This window comes from Chryseosolibacter indicum (genome assembly GCF_018598585.1).
Classification (GTDB): Bacteria; Bacteroidota; Bacteroidia; order Cytophagales; family Cyclobacteriaceae; genus Chryseosolibacter; species Chryseosolibacter indicus.
The window spans coordinates 42,203-64,401 of sequence record NZ_JAHESD010000016.1 but is presented as its reverse complement, the minus strand read 5'-3'; the positions used below and the strand labels follow the sequence as shown (position 1 = coordinate 64,401).

At 38.8% G+C, this 22,199-nt stretch carries 21 protein-coding genes; 9 read left to right on the top strand and 12 right to left on the bottom strand.

From position 1 onward, the window contains the following. Positions 1–10: 10 nt before the first annotated feature. Positions 11–2,374, top strand: coding sequence for an ABC transporter permease (locus KK060_RS09585; RefSeq protein WP_254153497.1), 2,364 nt, complete (start codon positions 11–13; stop codon positions 2,372–2,374). A gap of 72 nt (positions 2,375–2,446) precedes the next feature. Here KK060_RS09585 and KK060_RS09580 read toward each other — a convergent pair whose 3' ends face one another. Beyond that, the gene (locus KK060_RS09580) at positions 2,447–3,082 is read right to left on the bottom strand and encodes an HD domain-containing protein (RefSeq protein ID WP_254153496.1); all 636 of its coding nucleotides are present in this window, start codon (positions 3,080–3,082) and stop codon (positions 2,447–2,449) included. Between the two features lie 157 nt (positions 3,083–3,239). Here KK060_RS09580 and KK060_RS09575 point away from each other — a divergent pair, with 157 nt between their 5' ends. From KK060_RS09575 to KK060_RS09565, 3 genes are all read left to right on the top strand, one after another. Further along, positions 3,240–5,654, top strand: a complete 2,415-nt coding sequence (locus KK060_RS09575; RefSeq protein WP_254153495.1) for an ABC transporter permease — start codon at positions 3,240–3,242, stop codon at positions 5,652–5,654. Positions 5,655–5,727: 73 nt separating this feature from the next. Further along, positions 5,728–6,465, top strand: a complete 738-nt coding sequence (locus KK060_RS09570; protein ID WP_254153494.1) for a GIN domain-containing protein — start codon at positions 5,728–5,730, stop codon at positions 6,463–6,465. Positions 6,466–6,588: 123 nt separating this feature from the next. After that, a complete protein-coding gene (locus KK060_RS09565; protein ID WP_254153493.1) occupies positions 6,589–7,332 on the top strand; it encodes a hypothetical protein in 744 nt (247 codons plus the stop codon). A gap of 105 nt (positions 7,333–7,437) precedes the next feature. Here the strand turns inward: KK060_RS09565 and KK060_RS09560 are convergent, their stop codons facing one another. The 3 genes from KK060_RS09560 to KK060_RS09550 all read right to left on the bottom strand — a co-directional run bounded on the left by KK060_RS09560 (position 7,438) and on the right by KK060_RS09550 (position 12,699). Beyond that, a complete protein-coding gene (locus KK060_RS09560; RefSeq protein WP_254153492.1) occupies positions 7,438–9,186 on the bottom strand; it encodes a family 43 glycosylhydrolase in 1,749 nt (582 codons plus the stop codon). Positions 9,187–9,568: 382 nt separating this feature from the next. Then, positions 9,569–10,186: a hypothetical protein gene (locus KK060_RS09555; RefSeq protein WP_254153491.1), complete on the bottom strand. Its 618-nt coding sequence runs from the start codon at positions 10,184–10,186 to the stop codon at positions 9,569–9,571. 74 nt (positions 10,187–10,260) lie between these two features. Continuing rightward, the gene (locus KK060_RS09550; RefSeq protein ID WP_254153490.1) at positions 10,261–12,699 is read right to left on the bottom strand and encodes an aminotransferase class I/II-fold pyridoxal phosphate-dependent enzyme; all 2,439 of its coding nucleotides are present in this window, start codon (positions 12,697–12,699) and stop codon (positions 10,261–10,263) included. Positions 12,700–12,779: 80 nt separating this feature from the next. On the opposite strand from KK060_RS09550, the gene KK060_RS09545 reads away from it, so the two are divergent. Continuing rightward, on the top strand, positions 12,780–13,175 hold the full coding sequence (locus KK060_RS09545) for a DUF7793 family protein (protein WP_254153489.1): 396 nt from the start codon (positions 12,780–12,782) through the stop codon (positions 13,173–13,175). Between the two features lie 23 nt (positions 13,176–13,198). On the opposite strand, the gene KK060_RS09540 is transcribed toward KK060_RS09545, so the two are convergent. After that, positions 13,199–13,450, bottom strand: coding sequence for a hypothetical protein (locus KK060_RS09540; protein WP_254153488.1), 252 nt, complete (start codon positions 13,448–13,450; stop codon positions 13,199–13,201). Between the two features lie 109 nt (positions 13,451–13,559). Here KK060_RS09540 and KK060_RS09535 point away from each other — a divergent pair, with 109 nt between their 5' ends. The 3 genes from KK060_RS09535 to KK060_RS09525 all read left to right on the top strand — a co-directional run bounded on the left by KK060_RS09535 (position 13,560) and on the right by KK060_RS09525 (position 15,328). Then, positions 13,560–13,946 carry a hypothetical protein gene (locus tag KK060_RS09535; protein WP_254153487.1) on the top strand — a complete coding sequence of 129 codons (387 nt, stop codon included), beginning with the start codon at positions 13,560–13,562 and terminating at the stop codon, positions 13,944–13,946. A 93-nt stretch (positions 13,947–14,039) separates the two neighbouring features. Continuing rightward, on the top strand, positions 14,040–14,207 hold the full coding sequence (locus tag KK060_RS09530) for a DUF1328 domain-containing protein (RefSeq protein ID WP_254153486.1): 168 nt from the start codon (positions 14,040–14,042) through the stop codon (positions 14,205–14,207). Between the two features lie 77 nt (positions 14,208–14,284). Next, the gene (locus KK060_RS09525) at positions 14,285–15,328 is read left to right on the top strand and encodes an SDR family NAD(P)-dependent oxidoreductase (protein ID WP_254153485.1); all 1,044 of its coding nucleotides are present in this window, start codon (positions 14,285–14,287) and stop codon (positions 15,326–15,328) included. Here the strand turns inward: KK060_RS09525 and KK060_RS09520 are convergent. The 7 genes from KK060_RS09520 to KK060_RS09490 all read right to left on the bottom strand — a co-directional run bounded on the left by KK060_RS09520 (position 15,322) and on the right by KK060_RS09490 (position 21,657). Continuing rightward, complete coding sequence (locus tag KK060_RS09520; protein WP_367397476.1) at positions 15,322–15,798, bottom strand: DedA family protein; 477 nt, start codon at positions 15,796–15,798, stop codon at positions 15,322–15,324. The genes KK060_RS09525 and KK060_RS09520 overlap by 7 nt on opposite strands. Positions 15,799–15,896: 98 nt before the next feature. Beyond that, positions 15,897–16,871, bottom strand: coding sequence for a succinylglutamate desuccinylase/aspartoacylase family protein (locus tag KK060_RS09515; protein ID WP_254153484.1), 975 nt, complete (start codon positions 16,869–16,871; stop codon positions 15,897–15,899). 103 nt (positions 16,872–16,974) lie between these two features. Beyond that, positions 16,975–17,883 carry a 30S ribosomal protein S6--L-glutamate ligase gene (gene rimK, locus KK060_RS09510; protein WP_254153483.1) on the bottom strand — a complete coding sequence of 303 codons (909 nt, stop codon included), beginning with the start codon at positions 17,881–17,883 and terminating at the stop codon, positions 16,975–16,977. Positions 17,884–17,891: 8 nt separating this feature from the next. Next, positions 17,892–18,344: an ATP-dependent zinc protease family protein gene (locus tag KK060_RS09505; RefSeq protein ID WP_254153482.1), complete on the bottom strand. Its 453-nt coding sequence runs from the start codon at positions 18,342–18,344 to the stop codon at positions 17,892–17,894. Positions 18,345–18,423: 79 nt separating this feature from the next. Further along, on the bottom strand, positions 18,424–18,930 hold the full coding sequence (locus KK060_RS09500; RefSeq protein WP_254153481.1) for a DUF2911 domain-containing protein: 507 nt from the start codon (positions 18,928–18,930) through the stop codon (positions 18,424–18,426). Positions 18,931–19,088: 158 nt separating this feature from the next. Beyond that, a complete protein-coding gene (gene ffh / locus KK060_RS09495) occupies positions 19,089–20,420 on the bottom strand; it encodes a signal recognition particle protein (protein WP_254153480.1) in 1,332 nt (443 codons plus the stop codon). A gap of 43 nt (positions 20,421–20,463) precedes the next feature. After that, on the bottom strand, positions 20,464–21,657 hold the full coding sequence (locus KK060_RS09490) for a molybdopterin molybdotransferase MoeA (RefSeq protein ID WP_254153479.1): 1,194 nt from the start codon (positions 21,655–21,657) through the stop codon (positions 20,464–20,466). A 57-nt stretch (positions 21,658–21,714) separates the two neighbouring features. Here KK060_RS09490 and moaC point away from each other — a divergent pair, with 57 nt between their 5' ends. Beyond that, a complete protein-coding gene (gene moaC, locus KK060_RS09485) occupies positions 21,715–22,194 on the top strand; it encodes a cyclic pyranopterin monophosphate synthase MoaC (RefSeq protein ID WP_254153478.1) in 480 nt (159 codons plus the stop codon). The last annotated feature ends 5 nt before the right edge of the window (positions 22,195–22,199 follow it).

Genomic DNA, 22,199 nt, shown 5'->3' with positions numbered 1-22,199 from the left:
CTCCAACACCATGCTAAAAAATTACCTTAAAATCGCCTTTAGGAATATTCAAAAGAACGCCGTCTATTCCTTCATAAACATTTTTGGCCTAACCGTTGGCATTGCTTGCAGTATCCTTATTTTATTATGGGTTCATGATGAGGTCTCTTACGATAAGTTTCATAGCAATATTGACAGACTTCACCAGGTATGGATTAACGCTGTATTTGATGGCAAGGTAAATACATGGAATTCTGTTCCTTTGCCTACAGAAGAAGGGTTAAGACAAACAGACAGTAACATACGCCGTGCAGCTACTACTGATTGGGGCGGTGATCATTTACTTACCGTTGGAGAAACAAGGTTTAATAAAAAAGGTTATTTCGCTACTGAAGAGTTCCTCGAAATGTTCCAGTTCCCACTGTTAAAGGGCAACGCTACGCAGGTACTTGACGATCCTTATTCCATCGTACTCACAGAATCTGCGGCAAAATCCTTATTTCATGACGAGGACCCCATAAACCAAATTGTGCGCGTTGACAATGCTTACGATTTAAAAGTTACTGGCATTCTCAAGGACATTCCCTCAAACTCTTCTCTTGAATTTGATTGTATTATCCCTTTCGGCATTTATGAAAAACAAGATTGGGTGAAGAACACTAAAGAAAACTGGGGCAATTACTCTTTCCAAGTATTCGTGGAGCTTCAACCCAATGCAAGTGAAACTTCCGTTGAAAACAATATAAGAGATCTGCTTATAAAAAAGGGACAAACGGATATCAAACGGGAATTCTTCCTTCACCCTATGGAGCGCTGGAGACTTCATTCAAACTTTGAGAATGGAAAAGAATCCGGGGGAATGATTGAATATGTAAACATGTTCACGCTCATTGCCGTTTTTATTTTGATCATCGCATGCATTAATTTTATGAACCTTGCTACGGCAAGATCTGAAAGAAGAGCCCGCGAGGTAGGTGTTAGAAAAAGCGTAGGGTCTCACCGAAAAGATCTGATATTTCAATTTCTGGGAGAATCGATTCTTATTTCGCTCTTTGCATTTGCTGCAGCCGTGCTCCTATGCGAGCTTGTACTTCCATTCTACAACACACTCGTTGATAAAAGGTTGGATATAGATTACACCTCAGGCGTATTTTGGGTCGCAGGTCTTGGGCTGACCTTCATCACTGGTATACTTGCTGGCAGCTACCCTGCTTTCTATTTGTCGTCATTCAATGTTGCAAGAGTACTAAAAGGAAAAATACAGGTAGGTAAAAGCGGAAGCACACCCAGGAAAGTTCTTGTTGTACTTCAATTTGTTTTCTCTATGACACTGATTGTATGCAGTATTGTTATACAGCAACAGATTAGCCATGTTAAGTCAAGAAGCATTGGTTATAACAGGGAGAATTTAATTACCATAGATTATACAACCGAAATCGGAAAAAATTATGAAGTTATTAAAGAAGAGTTGCTTGGTTCTGGTGTTGTAGAGTCTGTTACAAAATCCAATAGCCCTATCACTTCTATTTATTCGAATAACTTCCTTTCCTGGCCAGGGAAACCAGAAGATCAGAAAGTGATATTTACAACAATTGCTACAGAATACGACTACACAAAGACCATGGGCATAAAGATGCTTGATGGTCGTGATTTCTCTAAAGACTTCCCTGCTGATTCTACTGCCATTATTATTAATAAAGCTGCCCTTGATATTATGGCTTTAAAAGAACCGATTGGTACTACGGTTGAATTATGGGGCGGCAAAAGACAAATTATTGGTATTGTAGACAATGTATTGATGGGTTCTTTATTCCGTGAGGTGTCACCCATGTTTATGGTGCTCGATCCGTCCTGGTCCAGCGCAGTAACAGTTAGACTAGGTAAAACCAATGATATCCAGGCATCGATAAAGAAGGTAGAAGACATTTTTAAAAAATACAATTCTGCTTACCCTTTCGAATACAGCTTTGTTGACGTTGAATTTGCTAAGAAGTTTAGCACCATTAATATGATTAGCAACCTGGGAGCCATCTTTACTTTCCTTGCTATCTGTATTACTGGCTTAGGTTTATTTGGTCTCGCCGCCTTTACTGCAGAACAACGAACAAAAGAAGTAGGAATCAGAAAAGTTTTGGGTGCTTCTGTTTCAAACCTGATCCTGCTAATTTCTAAAGAGTTTTCGTTACTGGTTATAATTGCCTTTATTGTATCTGCTCCATTTGCATGGTGGGGATCAAAGGTTTTATTAGAGCAATACCAATATAAAATAGGTTTCCCGGTTTGGGTTATTCCTGTTTCAGGTGCCATATCGCTATTGTTTGCCTTATTCATTGTAAGTACACAAGCATTTAAGGCTGCAACATCGAACCCGGTGAAATCATTAAGAAGTGAATAGTAGACTATAGGTTTAATAAAATCCGGTTGTCATTTTATTGATGACTATCCGCCTATAAGAAATGACACCGGATTATTTATATCTCGCTAGCTCACTTAATATATTTTCTTTGGCTCTTACCTCGTATTTGGAATAGAAGTAGTCTGTTTTAAAAATCCGATCCATTTTTAAAAAGTGTTCCAATACCTTTCTCCTTCCTGGTTTATAAATCAGATCCGGATACCACTTATACTCCTCCCTGATCTGTCTCACATAGTTTTCATACAACGGCAAGGGCCACCCCAGCACTGAAAGATCTGCATCTGTAAAATAATTAATATCAGCAGTCTTCAAGGGCTCATGTTTTTTAGTGGCAATAATAAATTGTCTCGTACTATTTCTTTGTTTCTCCGGCATGTTTAAATTACTGAGATAAATATCAGCTACATCAGCACTTCTTTCTTCATTATCTTTTCGCAGTGGTTCGTATACAATATCATGAAAGAATGCAGCCAGGCAAGTAGCTTCCCAATCGTTTATATCATCTTTACAGGAATATAATTCATCTATTACAGACTTAATATGGTTTAAATTATGGTAGTGCCTGTGTTTCTCTGCATACGCCGTCTGTATACGTTGCCACCAAGTATCAATAATGTTACGATCGTTGGAATAGACATTACTTATTTGCAAGAAAAGATCTTCCAAGCTTTCTTTCATCCTACTCATATGTATTTTAAGGTTAAGTAAAAATAATCAGCAATAATTATTGTGCTCCACCCATTTACGCTTTTTAAGAATTCTTCTATTTTCTCAAATAGAATACATCAGTTAATTATTTCATAAACCAAATGAATCGAAACTATTATATTGGGATCGAATCCCCATGGTTAAGAATTATTTGATAATAGCCCTTCGTTTCTTCGAGAGGCAACGCGGTTTTTCAATAATTAACGTTTGTGGCCTTACCATTGGCATTACCTGTAGCCTCCTGATATTGTTATACATACAGGATGAGCTAAGGTTTGATAAATTTCATCCTGATGCTGATCGAATCTACCGGCTGGCTTTCGCCGAAAAGTTTCAGGGCAATGTGAACAAAACAACCCTTACAGGCTTTCCTGTTGCTACGGCCCTTCAGCAGAAACCGGAAGTAGAATCAACTCTGCGCATGGCCAATTGGGCAACTTTTCCAGTGCGGTTTGAATCAAAAGCATACACAGAAAAGTATCTCCTTCTCGCAGATTCAAACTTCTTTAAATTCTTTGATTTTCAACTTATTGAAGGTAATCCCGACAGCGTACTTGACGGCGACAGGAAAATAGTGATAACAGAATCAGCTGCAAAAAGAATATTTGACTACAAGGGTAAGGGAGACAAAAGCCCGATAGGAAAAATCTTAAACATTGCACAGGGATATACCGTGGAAGTCTCAGGCATAGCAAAAGACCCACCCCTCAATTCCCATTTTCATTTTACGTTAATTCTCTCACTTGAAACGTGGGAGCACCTGGAGCCTTCTTCCTGGCTTAGCACCAAAGTACTCACCTACTTCAAGTTGAAACCTAGTGTCGACGAGCAACATGCATTAGAGGAGATTCTTCACGCGCTACAAACCGAATTAGACAAAGCATTAACGCTTTTAAGAAGCACCAACCTTTTAGAATATCAAAAACGAGGCAGTGAGTTATACTATTTCATTCAGCCATTAACAGACATCCATCTTCATTCATCTCTGAACGATGAGATTGAAACCAACAGTAATAGCAGGTATGTCTATCTGTTTAGTGCTATCGCCATTTTCATTATGCTGTTGGCGTGTATTAACTTCATGAACCTTACAACAGCACAGTCTGCTACAAGGGCAAAAGAAGTTTCCGTTAAAAAAACCATCGGTGCTCAGAACAATAGACTTGTTGCCCAGTTTTTGTTCGAGTCTTATTTCTTTGTAGTTCTCGCGGTTATCTTCGCCTTTGCATTGCTTCTGATCACACTGGTTCCCTTCAATTACTTTACTGGAAAAGCTTTATCGTTCTCATCTCTTTTCAGCATCCCCTTTCTGGCTGGAATAATGTGTTTCACATTTGTTACAGGATTAATTGCAGGAAGCTATCCAGCCTTTTACCTTACACAATTCAGCCCTGTGGAAGTATTAAAAGGAAACCTGAGAGCAAAAACCAGAAGCTATGGCATACGAAACGTACTGGTGGTATTTCAATTTTTCATTTCCTCAGGGTTAATTGTAGCTACAACTGTTGTTTATACGCAATTGCAATATCTTAAAAACGCAGATGTTGGCTTCGACAAACAAAACATTATAAACCTTCTGCACACAAGAAATCTCGGCAATAACGCCGTCGCTTTTAAAGAGGAACTTTTAAAACAGGAGTTCGTGGTCTCTGCCAGCTATTGCAATCGTCTTCCCCCTAACCTTGACTGGGAAGCGATATTCAGGAAAGAAGGTTTGGATAAGGATTTCTCCCTTGCTGTTTATGAGATGGACTATGATCACTTGAAAACTATGGGGTACAAATTAGTATCAGGACGCTTTTTCGACCCTGATGCTAATGATTCCCTATCACTTATTATCAACGAAACAGCTGCCAGGCGAATGCACATCCAGGCCTTTGAAAATCCAAAGGTATTTACTACTTACGATCAGCCTCTTGGAAAGGATAGAAAAGTAATAGGTATCATTAAAGACTTTAATTTTAAATCTTTGAGAGAGGATATTCAACCACTGGCCATTGTTTTAGGATTTCAGCCTAATTGGGAAATGGCGATTCGCGTGAAGGGAGAGCCTGAAAAGGTTGTCCATAAAATTAGGGACATTTATAAAAAGTTTGCCCTAGATGCACCCTTCGAATATGCTCTTGTTGAAGATAGTTTTGACAATAAACACAATGTAGAAAAAAGAGTTGGACTTCTTTTTATCCTGTTCACTTGCCTTGCCATATTTATTGCGTGCCTTGGTTTATTTGGACTAGCTTCATTTACAGCAGAACAGCAAAGAAAAGAAATAGGCATCCGAAAGGTCCTAGGGGCTACAGAACAAAACATAATCTTATTATTGAATAAAGAATTTCTTAAACTTGTCTTAATTGCTAACCTTATTGCTTGGCCAATAATTGGATGGTTAATGTGGATTTGGCTAAATCAGTACGCCTACCACACGGTCATACCCTGGTCTGCTTTTGCTTTATCAACATTCGTCACATTTTTCATTGCTTTTATTTCAGTAAGTGTAAAGGCATTAAAGGCCGCTAGCGGAAATCCTGTAGATTCTTTAAGAAATGAATAGGGGTACGTGCAACCTTATTTGTCATAAGGTAGTCTGAACCATAAAGACAGCACACAACCCAAAATTTAAAGACATGAAAAAAACTATTGTTTTAACCGCCCTCATTTGCTGCACTATTTTTTCCTATGCACAAAAAGAGATTGAAAGAGAGCTTAAGCCGTTTAATAAAATAATTGCCTCACCGCGCATAAACGTTATTCTTAAAAAAGGTGAAACTGAAAACATCCGGCTTGCATATAATAATGTGAGTGAATCAAAGATCAATATAGAGGTTAGAAACAAAACATTACATATCTATCTGGATGATGCGAAAAAAGTAGAAAAAACAATTCGTTACCATGATAATGATGGCAGTCGGCATGGCATCTACAAAGACGTAACAATAACAGCATACGTTACTTATAAGGATCTGGAAGCCCTTGAAATCAGAGGCGAGCAGGAACTAACTTGTCTTGATCCGATAGAATCCGAACAATTCAAATTAAGAGCCTACGGTGAAAATGAAATTACGCTTGCATCTCTAAAGACTGATTATTTCAAAGCGAGTCTTTATGGAGAGAATAGGCTGAAGATAAAAGGTGGTAAAGTTGTAGAACAACGGTACAGGATATTTGGAGAAAATAAGATTGACACGCAGGAAATGAAGAGCGCCTATACCTCAACAAGTATTTTTGGTGAAGGAAAACTATCTGTTAATTCATCCGAAGAAGTGCGTGTCAACGCATTTGGTGAACCAAGAATATCGATAGATGGAGGAGCTCACTTGAGCAAAAGATTGGTTTTCGGGAAAGCCGACATCTCACAAAACTAGCAGACTTGCATAAGCCAGATGCTAATGGCACTCACATTAACGCCGCTTCCCTTCATGAAAGCCATCTGCAAGATGGCTTTTATATTTTAAAGGTCATCTCTATTTGCTATCTTGTTTCACTTCATGATAAAACATGTCTCATATTACATTGTTATCATTACATTGCTGCTGGCATGCTCTTCCAGGCCTACGCAAGATAAGGCAGAGTATAGCGAGTCTTTCAACAATGAAGAGGACACAACAGGAATAAATTACATCAGTGAAGAAGACCTGGAAGATAGTTATCAGGACGATACGAATACTGACTCGCTCCAGCTTTTAATTGAAGAAGCCTTACAAAATTTATCTGAAGAAATAGAGTCCCATATGCATTACAAATTGAGAGCCACGTTGAATGGTTTCAAAAACGGAGTTGATGCGCATTACTACTACGACTCTCTCCTTAATCTTAGGTATTGCACTGTATTCTGGAGTTCGGAAGGTACGAGTGGCAATCATACTTATTACTTTAACGACAACAGGCTAATCGGCGCACGGGAAAATAATTATTATCCTGATTCCGAAGAGCTTATTTTGCTTCATGTTGATTTCAAACCCAACTTCGGCATACTAAAATCTGAAGACGAAAAAAGTGAAGGTACATTAACCTATTTATCCGAATCCGACTTTATTTCTAAAGACATGGAAGCGTTGAAAGAATATAATGAACTTATAAAACAAATTAAGGAATATAAGGAGACTGCTACTGTATACAATGAGACTGTTAAACTTCAGGTACAAAAAGCTGTAAATCATAGAGACAATTTTATTGAACAGTATGATTTCGAGATAAGCCCAAAAGTATACGAGTACCTCATAAACAAATAACCTTTACAAAATTCAGCTTCTTATTATATCTGAATACACACAAAACACTAAGGGTATAGAACGGGTCGATATTACTATACCCTTAGTAATTTACTTTTCAATTGCTCACTTAACAAACACCGCTTCACTTCTTTCGGACACACCACTTTCGTTAAACGCTTCTATCGCAAAGTAATAACTAACATCTTTAGTCAATCCTCTGATTTCTTTTACAGAAGGTTTATCAGCAAAAATCTGATACGTTTGATATAACTTGTCTTTATCTATTCCCCATAAGATGTTATATCCTACTGCTCCGTTAACCTTCTCCCAGCTAATAAATGCATTCCTTGGGTCTGTATCGCGTCTGGCAGTAAATTTTGCTGGTGTCTTTGGACGCTTGCCTAAGCCATCTCCAAACACCCTTATATCGCTTACAGCAAGGTTAGGTGATGCAACGTATATGTGTTCATACTTAATATATCTCGCTTTCACCCCTTCCTTGAGTTCAATATAAGCATTCGGGCGATCTTTTTTCTCATCCGATAAATCAGCAAACTTGATCCAGTTCTTTGCGTCAGATGAGTAATACAACCTGAATTGTGTATAGATTTTAGGATCAAACGGGTCGTAGATGTTAGATTTGTAATCAGTATAATTAATCTGTACGGCATTAACCTGTTGTTCCTTTTTTAAATCTACGACTACCCACTCTCCTGGCTTGTTCTCTTTAGCAACCCAATATGTTCTTGGATTCTCATCTGTAATTCTTGCTACATCAAAAGTATCTTTTTGTGAAGATGCCAGAGCAGGTTTTTTATATGATAATAACATCCAACCGGTGAATAACTCGTCTTTGTTCTCCCATTTTTTTGTTGGCAAATAGTGAGGGAAGTCTCCAAATCTTGTATTTGAAAACATTTGATCATCCTTATCAAAGCCAGCAGGAAACATTGCTATGCGCCGTTCGAAATTCCAGTTTACTGCAACCCATGGTGTACCGGTATTCCAGTAATTACCATAATTGTCCTGAAATGTATTTCCATGTCCTGCTCCGGTCACAAAACCACCCGGCTTATATGAAACGGGATTATACGGTGCATATGTAAAAGGACCTAATGGGTGATCTCCTACATACGTTCCATTGGCGTAAACGTTGTATTCAGTGCCTGGTGCACCATACTGAAAATAATATTTACCATTGTGTTTTGTCATCCATGCTCCTTCCGTAAAAGGCACAATCTCAGAGGTATGATCAGGACCAAACCGTTCCCAACCATGTATCTCGGGATGAAGACGTAATAGTTCTTTGTATGCTCCCTTATAGGCTAAACGCTTGCGTTTGTCAAGTTCTGCTCCAAACAACGGGTACGTGTTTGATGATCCCCAATACATATACCATTTATCTAACTCTTCATCATAAAAAAGTGCAGGATCCCAAGGCCCGATTAACGGTGGTAATTGAGGCATCCATCGGTTATAGAACTCCAACTTCCCCGTTTCGGGAGTTGTACTATAAAGTATTGGGCGTTTATCAAAAGTAGATTGAAATAACAGTAGCGTGTCTTTGTAAGACAATGCCGCAGGTGCACACATATCTTCAAATGGCCACCTGCTAGGTGTTATAAACCTCCAATTTATCAAATCCTTTGAGTGCCAGTAACCTCCTGAAATAGTAACGAAGAGAAAATACTCTCCCTTATGGTTTACAATTACAGGATCAGCTCCCGAGCGGTACGAAATACTATCATTGAGCTGCTCAAAATTATACCGATAGTTTATATCCATTGGATTACAGTAGGTCTTTTGCCCTTCGAATTGCGCATGGCCTACAGACGTAATAAACATTAAAGCGATTAACAGATAACGAATCATAATTTTAGTACAAGTAATCTTGCTATTAATCGGCAAAAGTGCGATACAATGTTTATTACTCCTAATTATTTACACATTAGGATTTGGAGTATTATAAAAGGACGTTACGGAATTTATTCGAGTGATAATCTTTAACTATAAAATAATTTAGGAACCTTATTTACCGTGTTCTGGACTTTGTAATCATTAATTATTTGTATCAAAGGCATTTAAAGCGCGAAGTTTAAAAAAAATAATTCGATTAATTCTAAATCCATAAAGTATAACTTATTAAAAGAAAAAGACCTCTGAAGGAGGTCTTCTCTAACGTAGATTTAATTTATTACTTAAGGTTGTTACACGTACATGTCCTAACTGGGACATTGAAGTAATACCAGACCATCTATTTACCTTCCAAATTATCCTCGTGGCGATCACCTCCGAGACTATAAAAATCATTCTCTTCATCAGCAGGACCAATACCCTGGTCTTCTACCCTTCCTGCTCCTTCAGAACCTGGAACGTCAAGATCCTCTGCTGCCATGTCTACTGGCCACACCCTGTTTTTTAAAAGCTGCTCATCCTCTCCCATGTCAAGACTCAAGTCCTTTGGGCCAAGGGCCTGTAAATCTTCTTCTGTAACATCAGATTCGTTGCCTGTAGCGAATTTAATGTTATCGTCATCAAGATCTATATCTTTTGGAACTGGTCTTTCCATTTCTCTGGCTGGTGGCTGCTCTGCCTCATCAATCGATGTGAGGTCTGGTCCATCAACTATTGCATTAGGATCGGAAACCAAAGGTTCTCTGTCTGAATTGTAATTTTCAATTCCGACAGCACGCGAAAAATTCTCTACATCAATTCCAACCCGCTGCATGTTCTGTCGGTTCATAATATCTTCACTTGCAGGATAATCACCTGGGAGATTTTCGCCTCTTTCCTCTTTCGACTTATTCAATGCGTCATTTCGCTCCCTGTCATTACGGAAGTTATCTGATGGTTTATTGCTTTTATTTTTCATAACTCCTCCAATTTGGAAAGGATAGAAAAAATACTATGCCATTGAAGTACTCCGCATGAACATTAGCTGAATCATTATTTAGAATGTGGTTTTATAGACATTGACTCAATTAGTTCTAAATTGAAATTATCTTTTGCCTGCACATAAGCAACTTTGGGGATAATACGCGCACCGAACTTTCGTTTTTCAATTGATGCAGAAAAACCAAGATTTACTCTTTTCGCGCCTAGCTTTTTCGCATTCTTGAGCAGAACGAAAAATGCCTGCCTATATACCTGAAATTGCTCAGACATCTCATAATCCAATCCTATCAATACGGCGTTATAGATTTTTGTGTCATTGAAATAGTTAAAAGCTACCGCTACAGGTTTCTTAACCGCGCGGTCGTCAAATTCAGGCTTAATTTTTAAAACCATAAACTCCCATCCTGAGTAATTCCGCATGTTAGAAAATAACTTCTTCGGATAAGTGAAAGAGTTCAGATCAAAGTTTCTGGACTTGACATTAGAAAATAACTGGTAGTAATATGCTAGCTCCTCTTCTGAAACTACATGTTTTATTTCGACGTCAAAGAAGTGTTCATACTTAAAAACATCTTTTTTAATTTTCGCTCTTGAGTTGGCGGAAAGTGTCTGCAAAAACTCTTCTTTGGATTCCCAGTTTAAATCTTCAATTACACAAGACTCTGGTAAGTGTATCTTTATAAAACCCTGGCTTTGAAAAAAGTCTTTTATTTCCTGATCATCCTCTTCAAAATCTCTCAATACAACCATGGTGGCATTATTCTTCTCCTGAATTTTATAAACTGCATTAAGAAGCAAGACAAGTGCTTCTTTCCATTGCGGACTATTCTTATCGATATAAAGGTGATCACCTTCCGAAATCAACGATCCCATGCCAGTTACCCTCGAGGTAAGGTAATACGAATCTGTTGTTCTTTTTAACTCTATGTCTATGGAAACAGATGCAGGCGAAAGCATATCGTCTTTCCATAAAGAGGTAGTGAAATAGGTAGCCAGAATAACTTTAGCAGATGTATCTTTTACGATAAAGTAATCGAAACTCCAGTTATCTTCCGGCTTGTCATTGTTTGCAAATACGTCTTCAAAAAATTTTAAACCACGTCGGTCAAATGAAGAATTCTTACCAAGGGAATTATCCCACGCAACGGGGTCAACGTTATCAATGGTGGCCGCATGTTCAAGTACCAGTGATGAAGGAATTTTAACACCTTCCCTATCCTCTCCCATCAGAGGCAGGTTAAATGATCTCCTGATTCGATTTGGAGAGTAGTTAGCCTCCTCAAGCGCCTTTGGATGATGATATACCATTGCATCAATCAATCCCTTTATGTCTTCTTTTTTATTATGTCTTGAAATGGTAAACCGTATTCCTGTATTTTTAACTGGCACAGCAGGAAACACACCAAGATTAACATAATACCCTTCATTCATTAATCTATTGGCAAGATTGAATCCAATAGCGGGAAGTCCCGTACCAATAAAAAACACCGGGCACAAGTTCTCATCAATCAGCGGAAGCGTAGTATTTTTTAACAAGGCATTACAGTACGTTATCTTATCCTTCAACTCGTTCTGCATCTCATATATCTCGTCTGAGAGGTGGATCTGGGCAGAGGCAAGTGCGGCAGCAACCGATGGAGGCTCAAGCTGCGCAGAGAATGACAACGGACCTCCAAAATTCTTAACATATCTTGATATCTCTTTATCAGCACATATCATTGTTGCCCCGCTTGCGCCAAAAGATTTACTAAGAGTGGATACAAGTATTACTTTATCGGGCAACTTCCCCAGCTTACTTAAAACGTACCCTGTTCCATGTTTACCCGCCCAGCTCATTCCATGCACATCATCTACATAAAGATTGAAAAGCGGATATTTCTTAAGCAGATAAGTTAGTTCTTCGATGGGTGCAACATCACCAAACATGGAGTAAACTCCATCGATCATGTACCATACTTTACGGTACTTATTGCCATACTCTTTGATCTTATCTTCAAGCATATTGAGGTTGCTATGCTTGATCATGTCAACGGGAATCCCGCGCGGTTTTAGCATGGTGCAGGCACTTTGCACGCTATTATGCACCTGATGATCGAGAATAACAACATCTTCATCTCTTACAACGCTCGGAATAACAGCCAAATGACACAAGGTACTATTTTTAGCTACGAGCACGGGGTTCTGATACATCCTGTGAAGATGCTCTTCCAAGTCACTGTAAAGTACGAATGATACATACGTTTTGGATAGCGGAAATTGTGTACCATATCGCAGAATTGCCTCTATTGCAGACTTTTTAAGTCTTGGGTCTTGTTCTAAACCCAAATAGCCGGTCGTTCCAAAATGAAAGAGATCTTTACCTTTTATCCTTACCTTTCTACCCGTATATGCCTCATCTTCTGTATAGAGGTGAAACACTCCCTTATTTTTTGCATCACTAAATATCTCGTCTACTGTGTCTAGAAATTTATTATGTCTTATCTTCGCCATATTGCGTATTTCAAGGGTTAGAAATGAGATGATATTTGGCCGCTTGCTAATTTATGAATCAACAAAGCGACTTGTAACCGATGAATCAAAATTTAATTGAGAAGTTTATAGTTGAAAATGAGTACACGAAACTCTGGATAGAAGACGGAATAATGTTCGGCGAATACAAAGAAGATGTTACTATTGATTTAACTGCAGCCCAAAAAGTTGTTTCAGACAGAATAAAACTTTGCAAAAACATTGCGTACCCTTTTCTTGGAACTACACAAGGTCTTCAGAATTTATCCAAAGAAGCAAGAGAGTATTTTTCTACGGAAGAAGGAACGAGATTTATGAAAAAACTAGCAATCGTAACGACTTCGAGTATTGACAAAATGGTAGGCAACTTCTTTCTAAAGTTTAATCACCCCGCAGTGCCTACACGCTTGTTTACTAACCAAGAGGATGCACTAAAGTGGTTAAAGGAAGATCTATAAGTTTACACTAATCAAGCGTAAACTCACGTTGCCTTTCCTTTCAGCTCCCAGTGATCTTTAATTACTTTCCCTTCATCATCCTTTTTTAGCCTTCTCGCATAACGCTCACCTTTTATATGCCCCTCACTATCCTTCTTACCAATAAAAAGAAGAATAGCATTGCCTTCGTCATCAGTTTTAAAAGCAAGGTCGTTGCCTTTGTATTTCATAGAAACCATAGAAGAGGGTTCATAGCGCTTTTTAAGTTTCGTTTCAAGATGTTCACTAAGTGCCATAATCAGTTCTTATTGTTGGCCATGCAATTCACAAAACCATACCATCCAGCTTTTACAATTTATGGGCATAAGATTATTACCAACAGTGGTTTTAAACTTCGATATACTTATGAAAAAATTAGTAATAGCATCATTACTCAGTGCAGGTTCATTTATAGCATTTGCACAACAACCATCTCCTGATCCTGACACATTAAAAAACCCAATTAAACAGATTGATCCTGAGCCAAAACAACAACCGGCAGATATTCAATACGTGGATGAAAGAGAACGTATCGCTGCTGATGAATTGCCTCAACCCGTTTTGCAAAGTCTGCAGGAACTTGAGCCTTCTGGGTGGGAAAAATCAGTTGTGTACCGGGATAAACAACACAGTGTGTTCATTATAGAAATGAGAGATAACGAACAGGAAAAGATTTACCGCTTCGACCGCGAAGGTAGACGTCTAAAAAATCTTGATGATAAAAAAGGAAAAAACAGAAAAAGAAACAATTGAGGTATTGTTGGCATAAAGATTTGATAGACAAAAAAAGGAGTTCTATAACAAAGAACCCTAATTTAAAATCATGTTAAACTTAATGAGACTTATATGTTACGTTGGTCAGTAATTTTCTTTGTTATTGCTATAATAGCAGCAATATTTGGATTTGGTGGGATAGCAGAAGGCGCTGCTGACATTGCCAAGATCTTATTCTTTATTTTTCTGGCTCTCTTTGTTATTGCGATTTTGTTTGGAGCCAGCATATTCAGAAGGTGATACAAACCTAACAGACCAGAGATAATTATTATCTCTGGTTTTTTATTCCTAACACACTCCTTTTTTTATCTCTTACTATGCAAAATCCAACTAAATCTTCTTCTATTTCTAAATCACTCGCATGGGCCGCTGCAGGATTTGGATTGTATCTCGCTGCCAATACTGTTTATCGCGAGATAAATAAGTACAACCTTAACGGAAAGGTAGTTCTGATCACAGGAGGATCAAGAGGTCTTGGATTAGTGCTTGCAAGAGAGCTTACACTAATGGGAGCACGCATTGCAATATGCGCACGTTCTTCTGATCAATTAAATCAGGCAAAGTTTGACCTTGAGAGGTTAACAGCAAATAGCATTCTTAGTATTACTGCAGATGTCACTGATCAGATGCAGGTAAGCTCAATGATTAATGAGGTGATAAAGTATTACGGAAGAATAGACGTTATTATAAATAACGCTGGCATTGTTCAGGTAGGCCCAGTAGAATCAATGTCAATTGAAGATTATGAGCAAGCAATGAAAACAAACTTCTGGGCAGCCCTGTATACAATAAAAGCTGTGCTTCCACATTTTATGGAAAGGAAGAGCGGGAGAATAGTAAATATTTCATCGATTGGTGGCAAAGTTGCAATGCCACATTTACTACCGTACTCTGCTAGTAAATTTGCTTTAACCGGGCTCTCCGAAGGTTTACATGCAGAATTGAAGAAGTATAATATTCATGTCACAACGGTTATTCCTAACCTGATGCGTACTGGCAGCCCTAGAAATATTTCTGTAAAAGGAGACCATGAAGCTGAATATGCATGGTTTAAAATTTCAGATTCATCGCCATTGTTATCTCAACAAGTTGAAGTAGCTGCAAAAAGCATTATCAAAGCGTTACAGTATGGTGATTCGGAAGCTATCCTTACAACCTCTGCGAAAATTGCTACTGCTGTAAAAGGAATTGCTCCCTCACTTGTAAATTCTGTTCTGGCAATTACTAATCTTTTCCTTCCCGACAACAAAGAAGGTGGACGACATACCAAGCTAGGATTTGAGGCAGAATCTAAATTATCAACAGGGCCAGTAACAGCGTTGTCTGATCAGGCCGCATCGTTACATAATGAGATTCACTGATTAGCGCGTAAATTCATTTGCCTTTTCGCAAATAACTGAACGGTGTATCCAATGAGAAGGCCGAAGGATGCAAAGCCAACAAGTATAAGCACCAGATTATTTTCAAACGATTCTATGGATACTCCAAAGATTCGTCCTACAAAGTATCCCATTAAAGTTACCAGAGAGGACCACAGCAACCCGGCTATTATACTATATCCTAGAAATTGCAAAGGCCTTATATTGCTCATCCCTATTATGAGTGGAATTATTACCCTAAAGCCGTAGAGGAATCGATATGTAAAGAGTATTTGTATTTTGTTCTTTTGAAAGAACTTAATAACAGGTTCAATTTTCGATCTTAGCTTAGGACGTTTTTCTATAAATAATTTTCCGTTTAGCCTGCCAATGATGTAATACAACCAGTCACTGACAAACGACCCCAGGAATGAAAAGAAGATGGTATAGGGTACAGAAAAAAAAACCTTTATGAATCAGAGAGGACGCAAGAAGAATGGCAGTTTCTCCTTCGAAAAATGTTCCTACAGTAAGTGCAAAATAACGGTAGTTATCCAAGAACTCCTCCATTCTAATCCTCCTTTAAGTTATCGAGCCTGCAAAAATTATCCATTCCTAAATGCATCAAGGCATCTCCCGCATTAATTACCGGACTATTGTTCAAACCAATGATATAACCTGTCTCAGTAGCTTTTACCTCTTCTTTAAATTCACCAAACGGATCTGTTATCGTGCCCACCCAATCACCACGATGAACAAGTTGTCCTGCCTGTACATTGGGTTGAAAAAGGCCTGCATGTTTTGCTCGTATCCATGATGTATTCCATATTACACGATTTGATTCCCTTGGAGCAGGAGCTGAGTCTATCATCCCCAAATGCTTCATGAGGCGAAGCGTTCCTGCCACACCTTCTTCTATTGCCTGCAAATCAAATCGTAAAGATTCTCCTCCTTCAAAAACAATAATGTTCTTGCCTTTTCGTGAAGCCTCTTTTCTTAATGAATTAGGTCGGAATGGAGCATCTATTGTAAAAGGCGCACAAAAGGCTTCAGCCAGTTCTACAATGTGTGGCTCTCTCAGTACAGCACGCACCTGTGGATAGTTACTACGCATTGCACCACCGGTATGGAAATCAATACCACAATCAATAAAAGGTATAACGTCATTCATGAGATGGTAAGCTACCCTGCTCGCTAACGACCCGTTCTTACTCCCGGGAAAAGATCGGTTAACATCTTTTCCATCGGGCACTTCGCGCGAATAATTGAGAAAACCATAAACGTTAATAACAGGCATACACACCACTGTTCCCCGTTGAACCATGTTATATCCCTGATCAATAATCCTTCTCACGATCTCCATCCCATTGATTTCATCGCCATGCATGCCGGCAATTAGTGCAAGGGTAGGACCGTCTTCTTTAGAGCGGGCAACGTAGATTGGTGTATCAATTTGAGTATGCGACGGGAGCCTCGCAATGTTAATGTTAATCTCTCTGAATTCTCCTGGTAGTATTTCCTGTCCGGCAATAATTACTCTTCTCAAATCTTAATGAGGTTAGGTGTTTAACCCCGTAAAGTTACGATTTTCAGAATACTTATTAAATTAAGGCTACTGCCCTCTATTACCACTCGAAATACCTTAGTGATTAGGCATTAATTACGTCTGTAAGAGCTTTCTTTTTCCCTGCCTGCTTTTCAATAAACTGAAAAATTTTACCAGCAATGTCAATATTTGTCGCAGATTCTATTCCTTCAAGACCAGGAGACGAGTTCACTTCAAGAATTAAAGGTCCGCGGCTGGATGGCAGCATATCTACACCTGCAACGCCAAGTCCCATTCTTTTTGCTGCTGTAATGGCAGCATGTTTTTCTTGTCTGTCGAGTTTAACAACTTGTGCAGTTCCTCCCCGATGTAAGTTAGAACGAAACTCGCCTTCTTTCGCTTGACGTTTCATTGCTCCAACCACCTCACCATTTACTACAAAAGCCCGGATATCTGCCCCCTTCGCCTCCTTGATAAATTCCTGAACAATGATGCGTGCATGTATTCCATGGAAAGCTTCTATCACAGACTTCGCAGCTTTCTGATTTTCTGCGAGCACTACCCCGAGCCCCTGGGTGCCTTCAAGAAGCTTAATTATTACAGGAGCTCCTCCTACCGCTTCAATTACACCTTCAACTTCACGTGAATAATCCATGAAGATGGTTTTAGGCAAACCAAGTCCTGCACGTGAAAGTATTTGTAAGCTCCTCAGTTTATCACGCGAGCGAATCAGTGCTTGTGAATCTACGGCAGTAAAAACCTGCATCATTTCAAACTGTCTCACCACAGCAGCACCATAAAACGTTACAGAGGCTCCTATACGCGGTATAATAGCATCAAAATAATCGAGACGTCTACCCTGATACAATACCATCGGATTCTTCTTCTCAATAAACAAAACACATTTCATGTGGTCAATTATTTCCACACGGTGGCCTCGCTTCTCCCCCGCTTCTTTTAAGCGTCTTGTTGAATACAATTTAGGGTCGCGCGACAGGATAGCAATATTCATAAAAAGGATTAATTAAATTTTGATTGCCTGACTTTGCGTTTTTTCGCCCGCTTTTCCTTATAAGATAGATTGATCTTTTTTACATCAATTAGAAAGCGATCTCTTAAAATTTTACGCCCAATTAAAATTGGAAATTTCAGAGATCCCCTATTGCTTAAAGAGAATTCTGCCAGAATATCTTCATCATATATTTTAATAGACGTTTGTATGATGAAACGTCTTTCTACTTCGCCAAAGGAATTCTTAATCTCACGATTTTCAAAATCTTTACATCTAAATTTTAATCCGGTAAATTCCGGATGTTCTTCATCAAATAATATGAATTCTAACTCACCATCAATTACTTCGGCTTTATGACAGTGCAAGCTGCAGGTCCAAGCACCTGTATCTATTTTTGCATGGATGTTTTTAAGTCCAAATTCCGGAAGATCTACACGATCATAGCGACCAAGAACGTTCATATCATTTGTTTAATACCAATATGCATAAAATAAAAAAGCCCTGCTACTGCAAGGCTTCTTTTAACTACAGATGTTGAACTTATTTCACTTTAAAAGCTACAGCTGTATTCTCCCATTTTAATGACACCTGATTTTTTTCTGGTGTTATCGTAAAAGTTTCCACAAATTGGTCGGTCTTTGTTGGTTTCACATTTACTCTCAACACATCATCAGTTTGTTTATACTTGTAAGCGCCCCATTGCTTGTTATCTTTATTGAAGATAATAGTCCATTCATTTTCCGATGGAATTGTAAACAACGCATATTTTCCTGCAGGTAGATCTTTACCTTCTACCTTTACTGCTTTATCAAACTCAATGGTTGTAGCTTCATTAGCTCCTGTTCTCCAAACTTCACCGTACGGCACCAAACCTCCCATTATCTTACGCCCACGTGCAGAGGGCTGGCAATAATTAATTTTAACTTTTGCATTTCCTACTGTACCATTTACTTCAGATTTAGGACTAGAAGGTTTATCCTGTGCAGTAACCGAAAGCGTTAGAAGCATAATCATTGCTCCCATCAAAATTGTTGTGATTTTTTTCATAAGATTAAATTGAGTTTTGGGTTAGTATTAAAAAAGCCCCTCCTGATTATAACATCAGGAAGGGCAATTTATTATTTATGAATTTACCTGTAAACTAATGATAAAACGAAACATCACAAGTAAAGGTTTGATTATTAACAAATAATTAACTGTTCATCTTACCTACCGAAAGGATTTAATGCTGAAAGAGCCCGTTTACCACCCCCCATCTTATTCATGGTCTTCATCAACTTGCGCATATCTGCAAATTGCTTCAATAGGTTATTTACTTCTTGTATCGTTCTTCCGCTACCTTTTGCAATTCGGTTTTTGCGTCCGCCATTGATAATATCCGGATTTTGTCTCTCCTCCATTGTCATGGAGCGGATAATAGCTTCTATTGGTTTAAATGAATTGTCATCAATATCGATCCCCTTCATTGCTTTTCCCATACCCGGAATCATACCAAGAAGATCTTTCATGTTACCCATCTTCTTGATCTGCTCAAGCTGTTGCAGAAAGTCATTAAAATCAAATTGATTCTTACGAATCTTTTTACTGAGACGTTTGGCTTCATCTTCGTCGTAAGCTTGTTGCGCACGTTCTACCAAGCTCACCACGTCCCCCATGCCTAATATACGGCTCGCCATACGATCAGGATAGAAGCGGTCAAGCGCCTCCATCTTCTCTCCCGTGCTAATGAACTTGATAGGCTTTTCTACAACTCTTCTTATTGATAATGCGGCACCACCACGAGAATCGCCGTCAAGTTTGGTAAGTACAACACCATTGAAGTTCAGTCTGTCATTGAATGCTTTTGCTGTATTTACTGCATCCTGACCCGTCATTGAGTCTACGACAAATAATGTCTCTGACGGATTAAGTGCCTCTTTTAAACGCGCAATTTCATCCATCATTTCCTCATCAACAGCAAGACGGCCTGCCGTATCCACAATTATGATTTTGCTGTTAATTGTCTTTGCATGCTCCAAAGCTGCCTTTGCAATCTTTACTGCATCTTTGTTTTCTGGCTGTGCAAATACTTCAACGCCTACTTGTTGTCCTAGAACTTTCAATTGATCAATCGCAGCAGGACGGTAGATATCACATGCAACAAGCAATACACTTCTACCCTGCCTTTTCAGATAGCTTGCAAGTTTTCCTGAAAATGTTGTTTTACCAGAACCTTGCAAACCAGCAATTAATATAATTGCAGGGTTACCCTGTATGTTAATATCCTCACTAACACCGCCCATCAAATCGGTTAACTCATCGTTGGTAATTTTAATGAGCAACTGACCAGGCGATATGGATGTTAATACATTTTGTCCTAGTGCTTTTTCTTTTATATCATCTGTAACCTCCTTGGCTACTTTAAAATTTACGTCAGCATCAATTAAGGCTTTACGTATCTCTTTAACAGTTGAGGCTACGTTTATTTCTGTAATCTGTCCCTGACCTTTCAAGGTTTGAAAGGCTTTCTCCAGCTTAAGACTTAAATTATCGAACATTATTAATTCCTTTTAGAAGTTCAAATTTAAATTAAAATATCAATCAGCGGAAAGGTATTAGCGGATACACCTCCCCTTTCTTAAAAACAGTTTTTTCTATTGGTAATTCAAGGAATGCATCTACTTCTTTCAAATTGGCAAAATCTCCCGAGCCACCACCCGCTTTGGGATAAGCAACCAACCTTCCCATTTCGTTAACTACTTGTACCTGAAGAAAATAAGTTAATGCTGGTTCAAAAGTAAAATCTTCTCCCAATACTGCTTTAAATGCAGGAATGGGTAATCCAAGTGTTTCCAGAAGCCATGGTTTTACGTAACGATTAAAACACAGAAAGGTAGAAACAGGGTTTCCAGGTAATGCAAAAACTACTTTTCCTTTTTTGGAGACCCCAAACCAAAACGGCTTACCAGGCCTTTGACTTACCTGGTGTACTTTCTTTTCAATACCAATCTCTTCAAGCACCTGTGGTATATAATCATACTTACCTTTCGAAATACCTCCCGTAAGAATCAAGACGTCATGAGAAGCAACTATTGTCTGTAGTGAATCTCTTTGAAAGTCCTTATTGTCGGGCAAATGAAACAAACTGGCACTGCAATTAAGTTGCCGCAATGCCGCATGTATTGCGTAAGTGTTTGACCTTCGGATCTGGTATGGCTCAGGACTCTCTTCAATCTCTACAAGTTCGTTGCCACTTGAAATAATAGCAATTTTTGGATACGCTAAAACATCAACATGACTTAACCCCACTGTAGCGAATAATGCCACCTCAGCGGGAGATATGATACGACCAGGTTCAAGAAGAACTTCGTTTCGTTTTGCATCGCTGCCCTGGAAATGAATGTTTTGCCCTTTTGCGATATCTTTAACAAGCACCCTGGCAATATTTTCCTTTATCTCTATGTCTTCATAACGGATAACGGTGTCCGTACCTTCAGGAAGCATTGCCCCAGTCATCGCTTCCATTGCATTTTCTTCTTTTCTTAATGCCTTTCTATCTTCCCCAGCGGCCTGTGTTTCTTCTACATAAAACTCTCTTCTTCCCCGATCCCATTCATCGAAGTTAATAGCAATTCCATCCATAGAAACCCTATCAAAAGGAGGGAAATCTCGATCGGCCCGTATTTCTTCTGAAAGAATTCTACCTACAGCTTCTGTAATTGAAACTGGCTCGGGTGAGAGCTTCTTCAAAGAATTTTTCAATACGATAGTGGTAGCTTCCTGAACTGTTACCATTTCTTTTTTACTTTTGGTTGGGTAAGGCTTCTCAACATAAGCTCGCGCCTAAAATAGATGAAAAACAATAAATTCTCGCATGTAGATAATTCCGGTAATCCATCAATGGTTGATGTATCTGGTAAAAACAACTCGCTGCGCGAAGCAAGGGCCCAGGCTATCATTGAAGTGAGTCCTGAAATAATGAAACAGATTAATGGTAACGAGCTAGTAACTAAAAAAGGCCCTGTTTTTCAAACCGCAATTATTGCCGGAGTTATGGGAGCCAAGAAGACCGCCGACCTTATCCCATTATGCCATCCCCTTCCTGTTGAAGACTGCCAGGTTAGAATCTCTACTCAGGAAAATCATATTATCATTAACACATCCGCAAGGATTACGGGGAAAACCGGCGTGGAAATGGAAGCACTTACCGCTGCAACAATTGCGGCACTTACTATTTATGACATGTGCAAAGCTTTATCTCATGATATTGTAATTAAAGAAGTAAAGCTAATGGAGAAGAGCGGTGGAAAAAATGATTTCAAACGCAATTAAAAATA

Coding starts and splice junctions, on each gene's coding strand:
- KK060_RS09585 (WP_254153497.1), top strand. CDS start 11: ATGCTAAAAAATTACCTTAAAATCGCCTTTAGGAATATTCAAAAGAAC.
- KK060_RS09580 (WP_254153496.1), bottom strand. CDS start 3,082: ATGAGTAGGATGAAAGAAAGCTTGGAAGATCTTTTCTTGCAAATAAGT.
- KK060_RS09575 (WP_254153495.1), top strand. CDS start 3,240: ATGGTTAAGAATTATTTGATAATAGCCCTTCGTTTCTTCGAGAGGCAA.
- KK060_RS09570 (WP_254153494.1), top strand. CDS start 5,728: ATGAAAAAAACTATTGTTTTAACCGCCCTCATTTGCTGCACTATTTTT.
- KK060_RS09565 (WP_254153493.1), top strand. CDS start 6,589: ATGATAAAACATGTCTCATATTACATTGTTATCATTACATTGCTGCTG.
- KK060_RS09560 (WP_254153492.1), bottom strand. CDS start 9,186: ATGATTCGTTATCTGTTAATCGCTTTAATGTTTATTACGTCTGTAGGC.
- KK060_RS09555 (WP_254153491.1), bottom strand. CDS start 10,186: ATGAAAAATAAAAGCAATAAACCATCAGATAACTTCCGTAATGACAGG.
- KK060_RS09550 (WP_254153490.1), bottom strand. CDS start 12,699: ATGGCGAAGATAAGACATAATAAATTTCTAGACACAGTAGACGAGATA.
- KK060_RS09545 (WP_254153489.1), top strand. CDS start 12,780: ATGAATCAAAATTTAATTGAGAAGTTTATAGTTGAAAATGAGTACACG.
- KK060_RS09540 (WP_254153488.1), bottom strand. CDS start 13,450: ATGGCACTTAGTGAACATCTTGAAACGAAACTTAAAAAGCGCTATGAA.
- KK060_RS09535 (WP_254153487.1), top strand. CDS start 13,560: ATGAAAAAATTAGTAATAGCATCATTACTCAGTGCAGGTTCATTTATA.
- KK060_RS09530 (WP_254153486.1), top strand. CDS start 14,040: ATGTTACGTTGGTCAGTAATTTTCTTTGTTATTGCTATAATAGCAGCA.
- KK060_RS09525 (WP_254153485.1), top strand. CDS start 14,285: ATGCAAAATCCAACTAAATCTTCTTCTATTTCTAAATCACTCGCATGG.
- rimK (WP_254153483.1), bottom strand. CDS start 17,883: ATGAATATTGCTATCCTGTCGCGCGACCCTAAATTGTATTCAACAAGA.
- KK060_RS09505 (WP_254153482.1), bottom strand. CDS start 18,344: ATGAACGTTCTTGGTCGCTATGATCGTGTAGATCTTCCGGAATTTGGA.
- KK060_RS09500 (WP_254153481.1), bottom strand. CDS start 18,930: ATGAAAAAAATCACAACAATTTTGATGGGAGCAATGATTATGCTTCTA.
- ffh (WP_254153480.1), bottom strand. CDS start 20,420: ATGTTCGATAATTTAAGTCTTAAGCTGGAGAAAGCCTTTCAAACCTTG.
- KK060_RS09490 (WP_254153479.1), bottom strand. CDS start 21,657: ATGGTAACAGTTCAGGAAGCTACCACTATCGTATTGAAAAATTCTTTG.
- moaC (WP_254153478.1), top strand. CDS start 21,715: ATGAAAAACAATAAATTCTCGCATGTAGATAATTCCGGTAATCCATCA.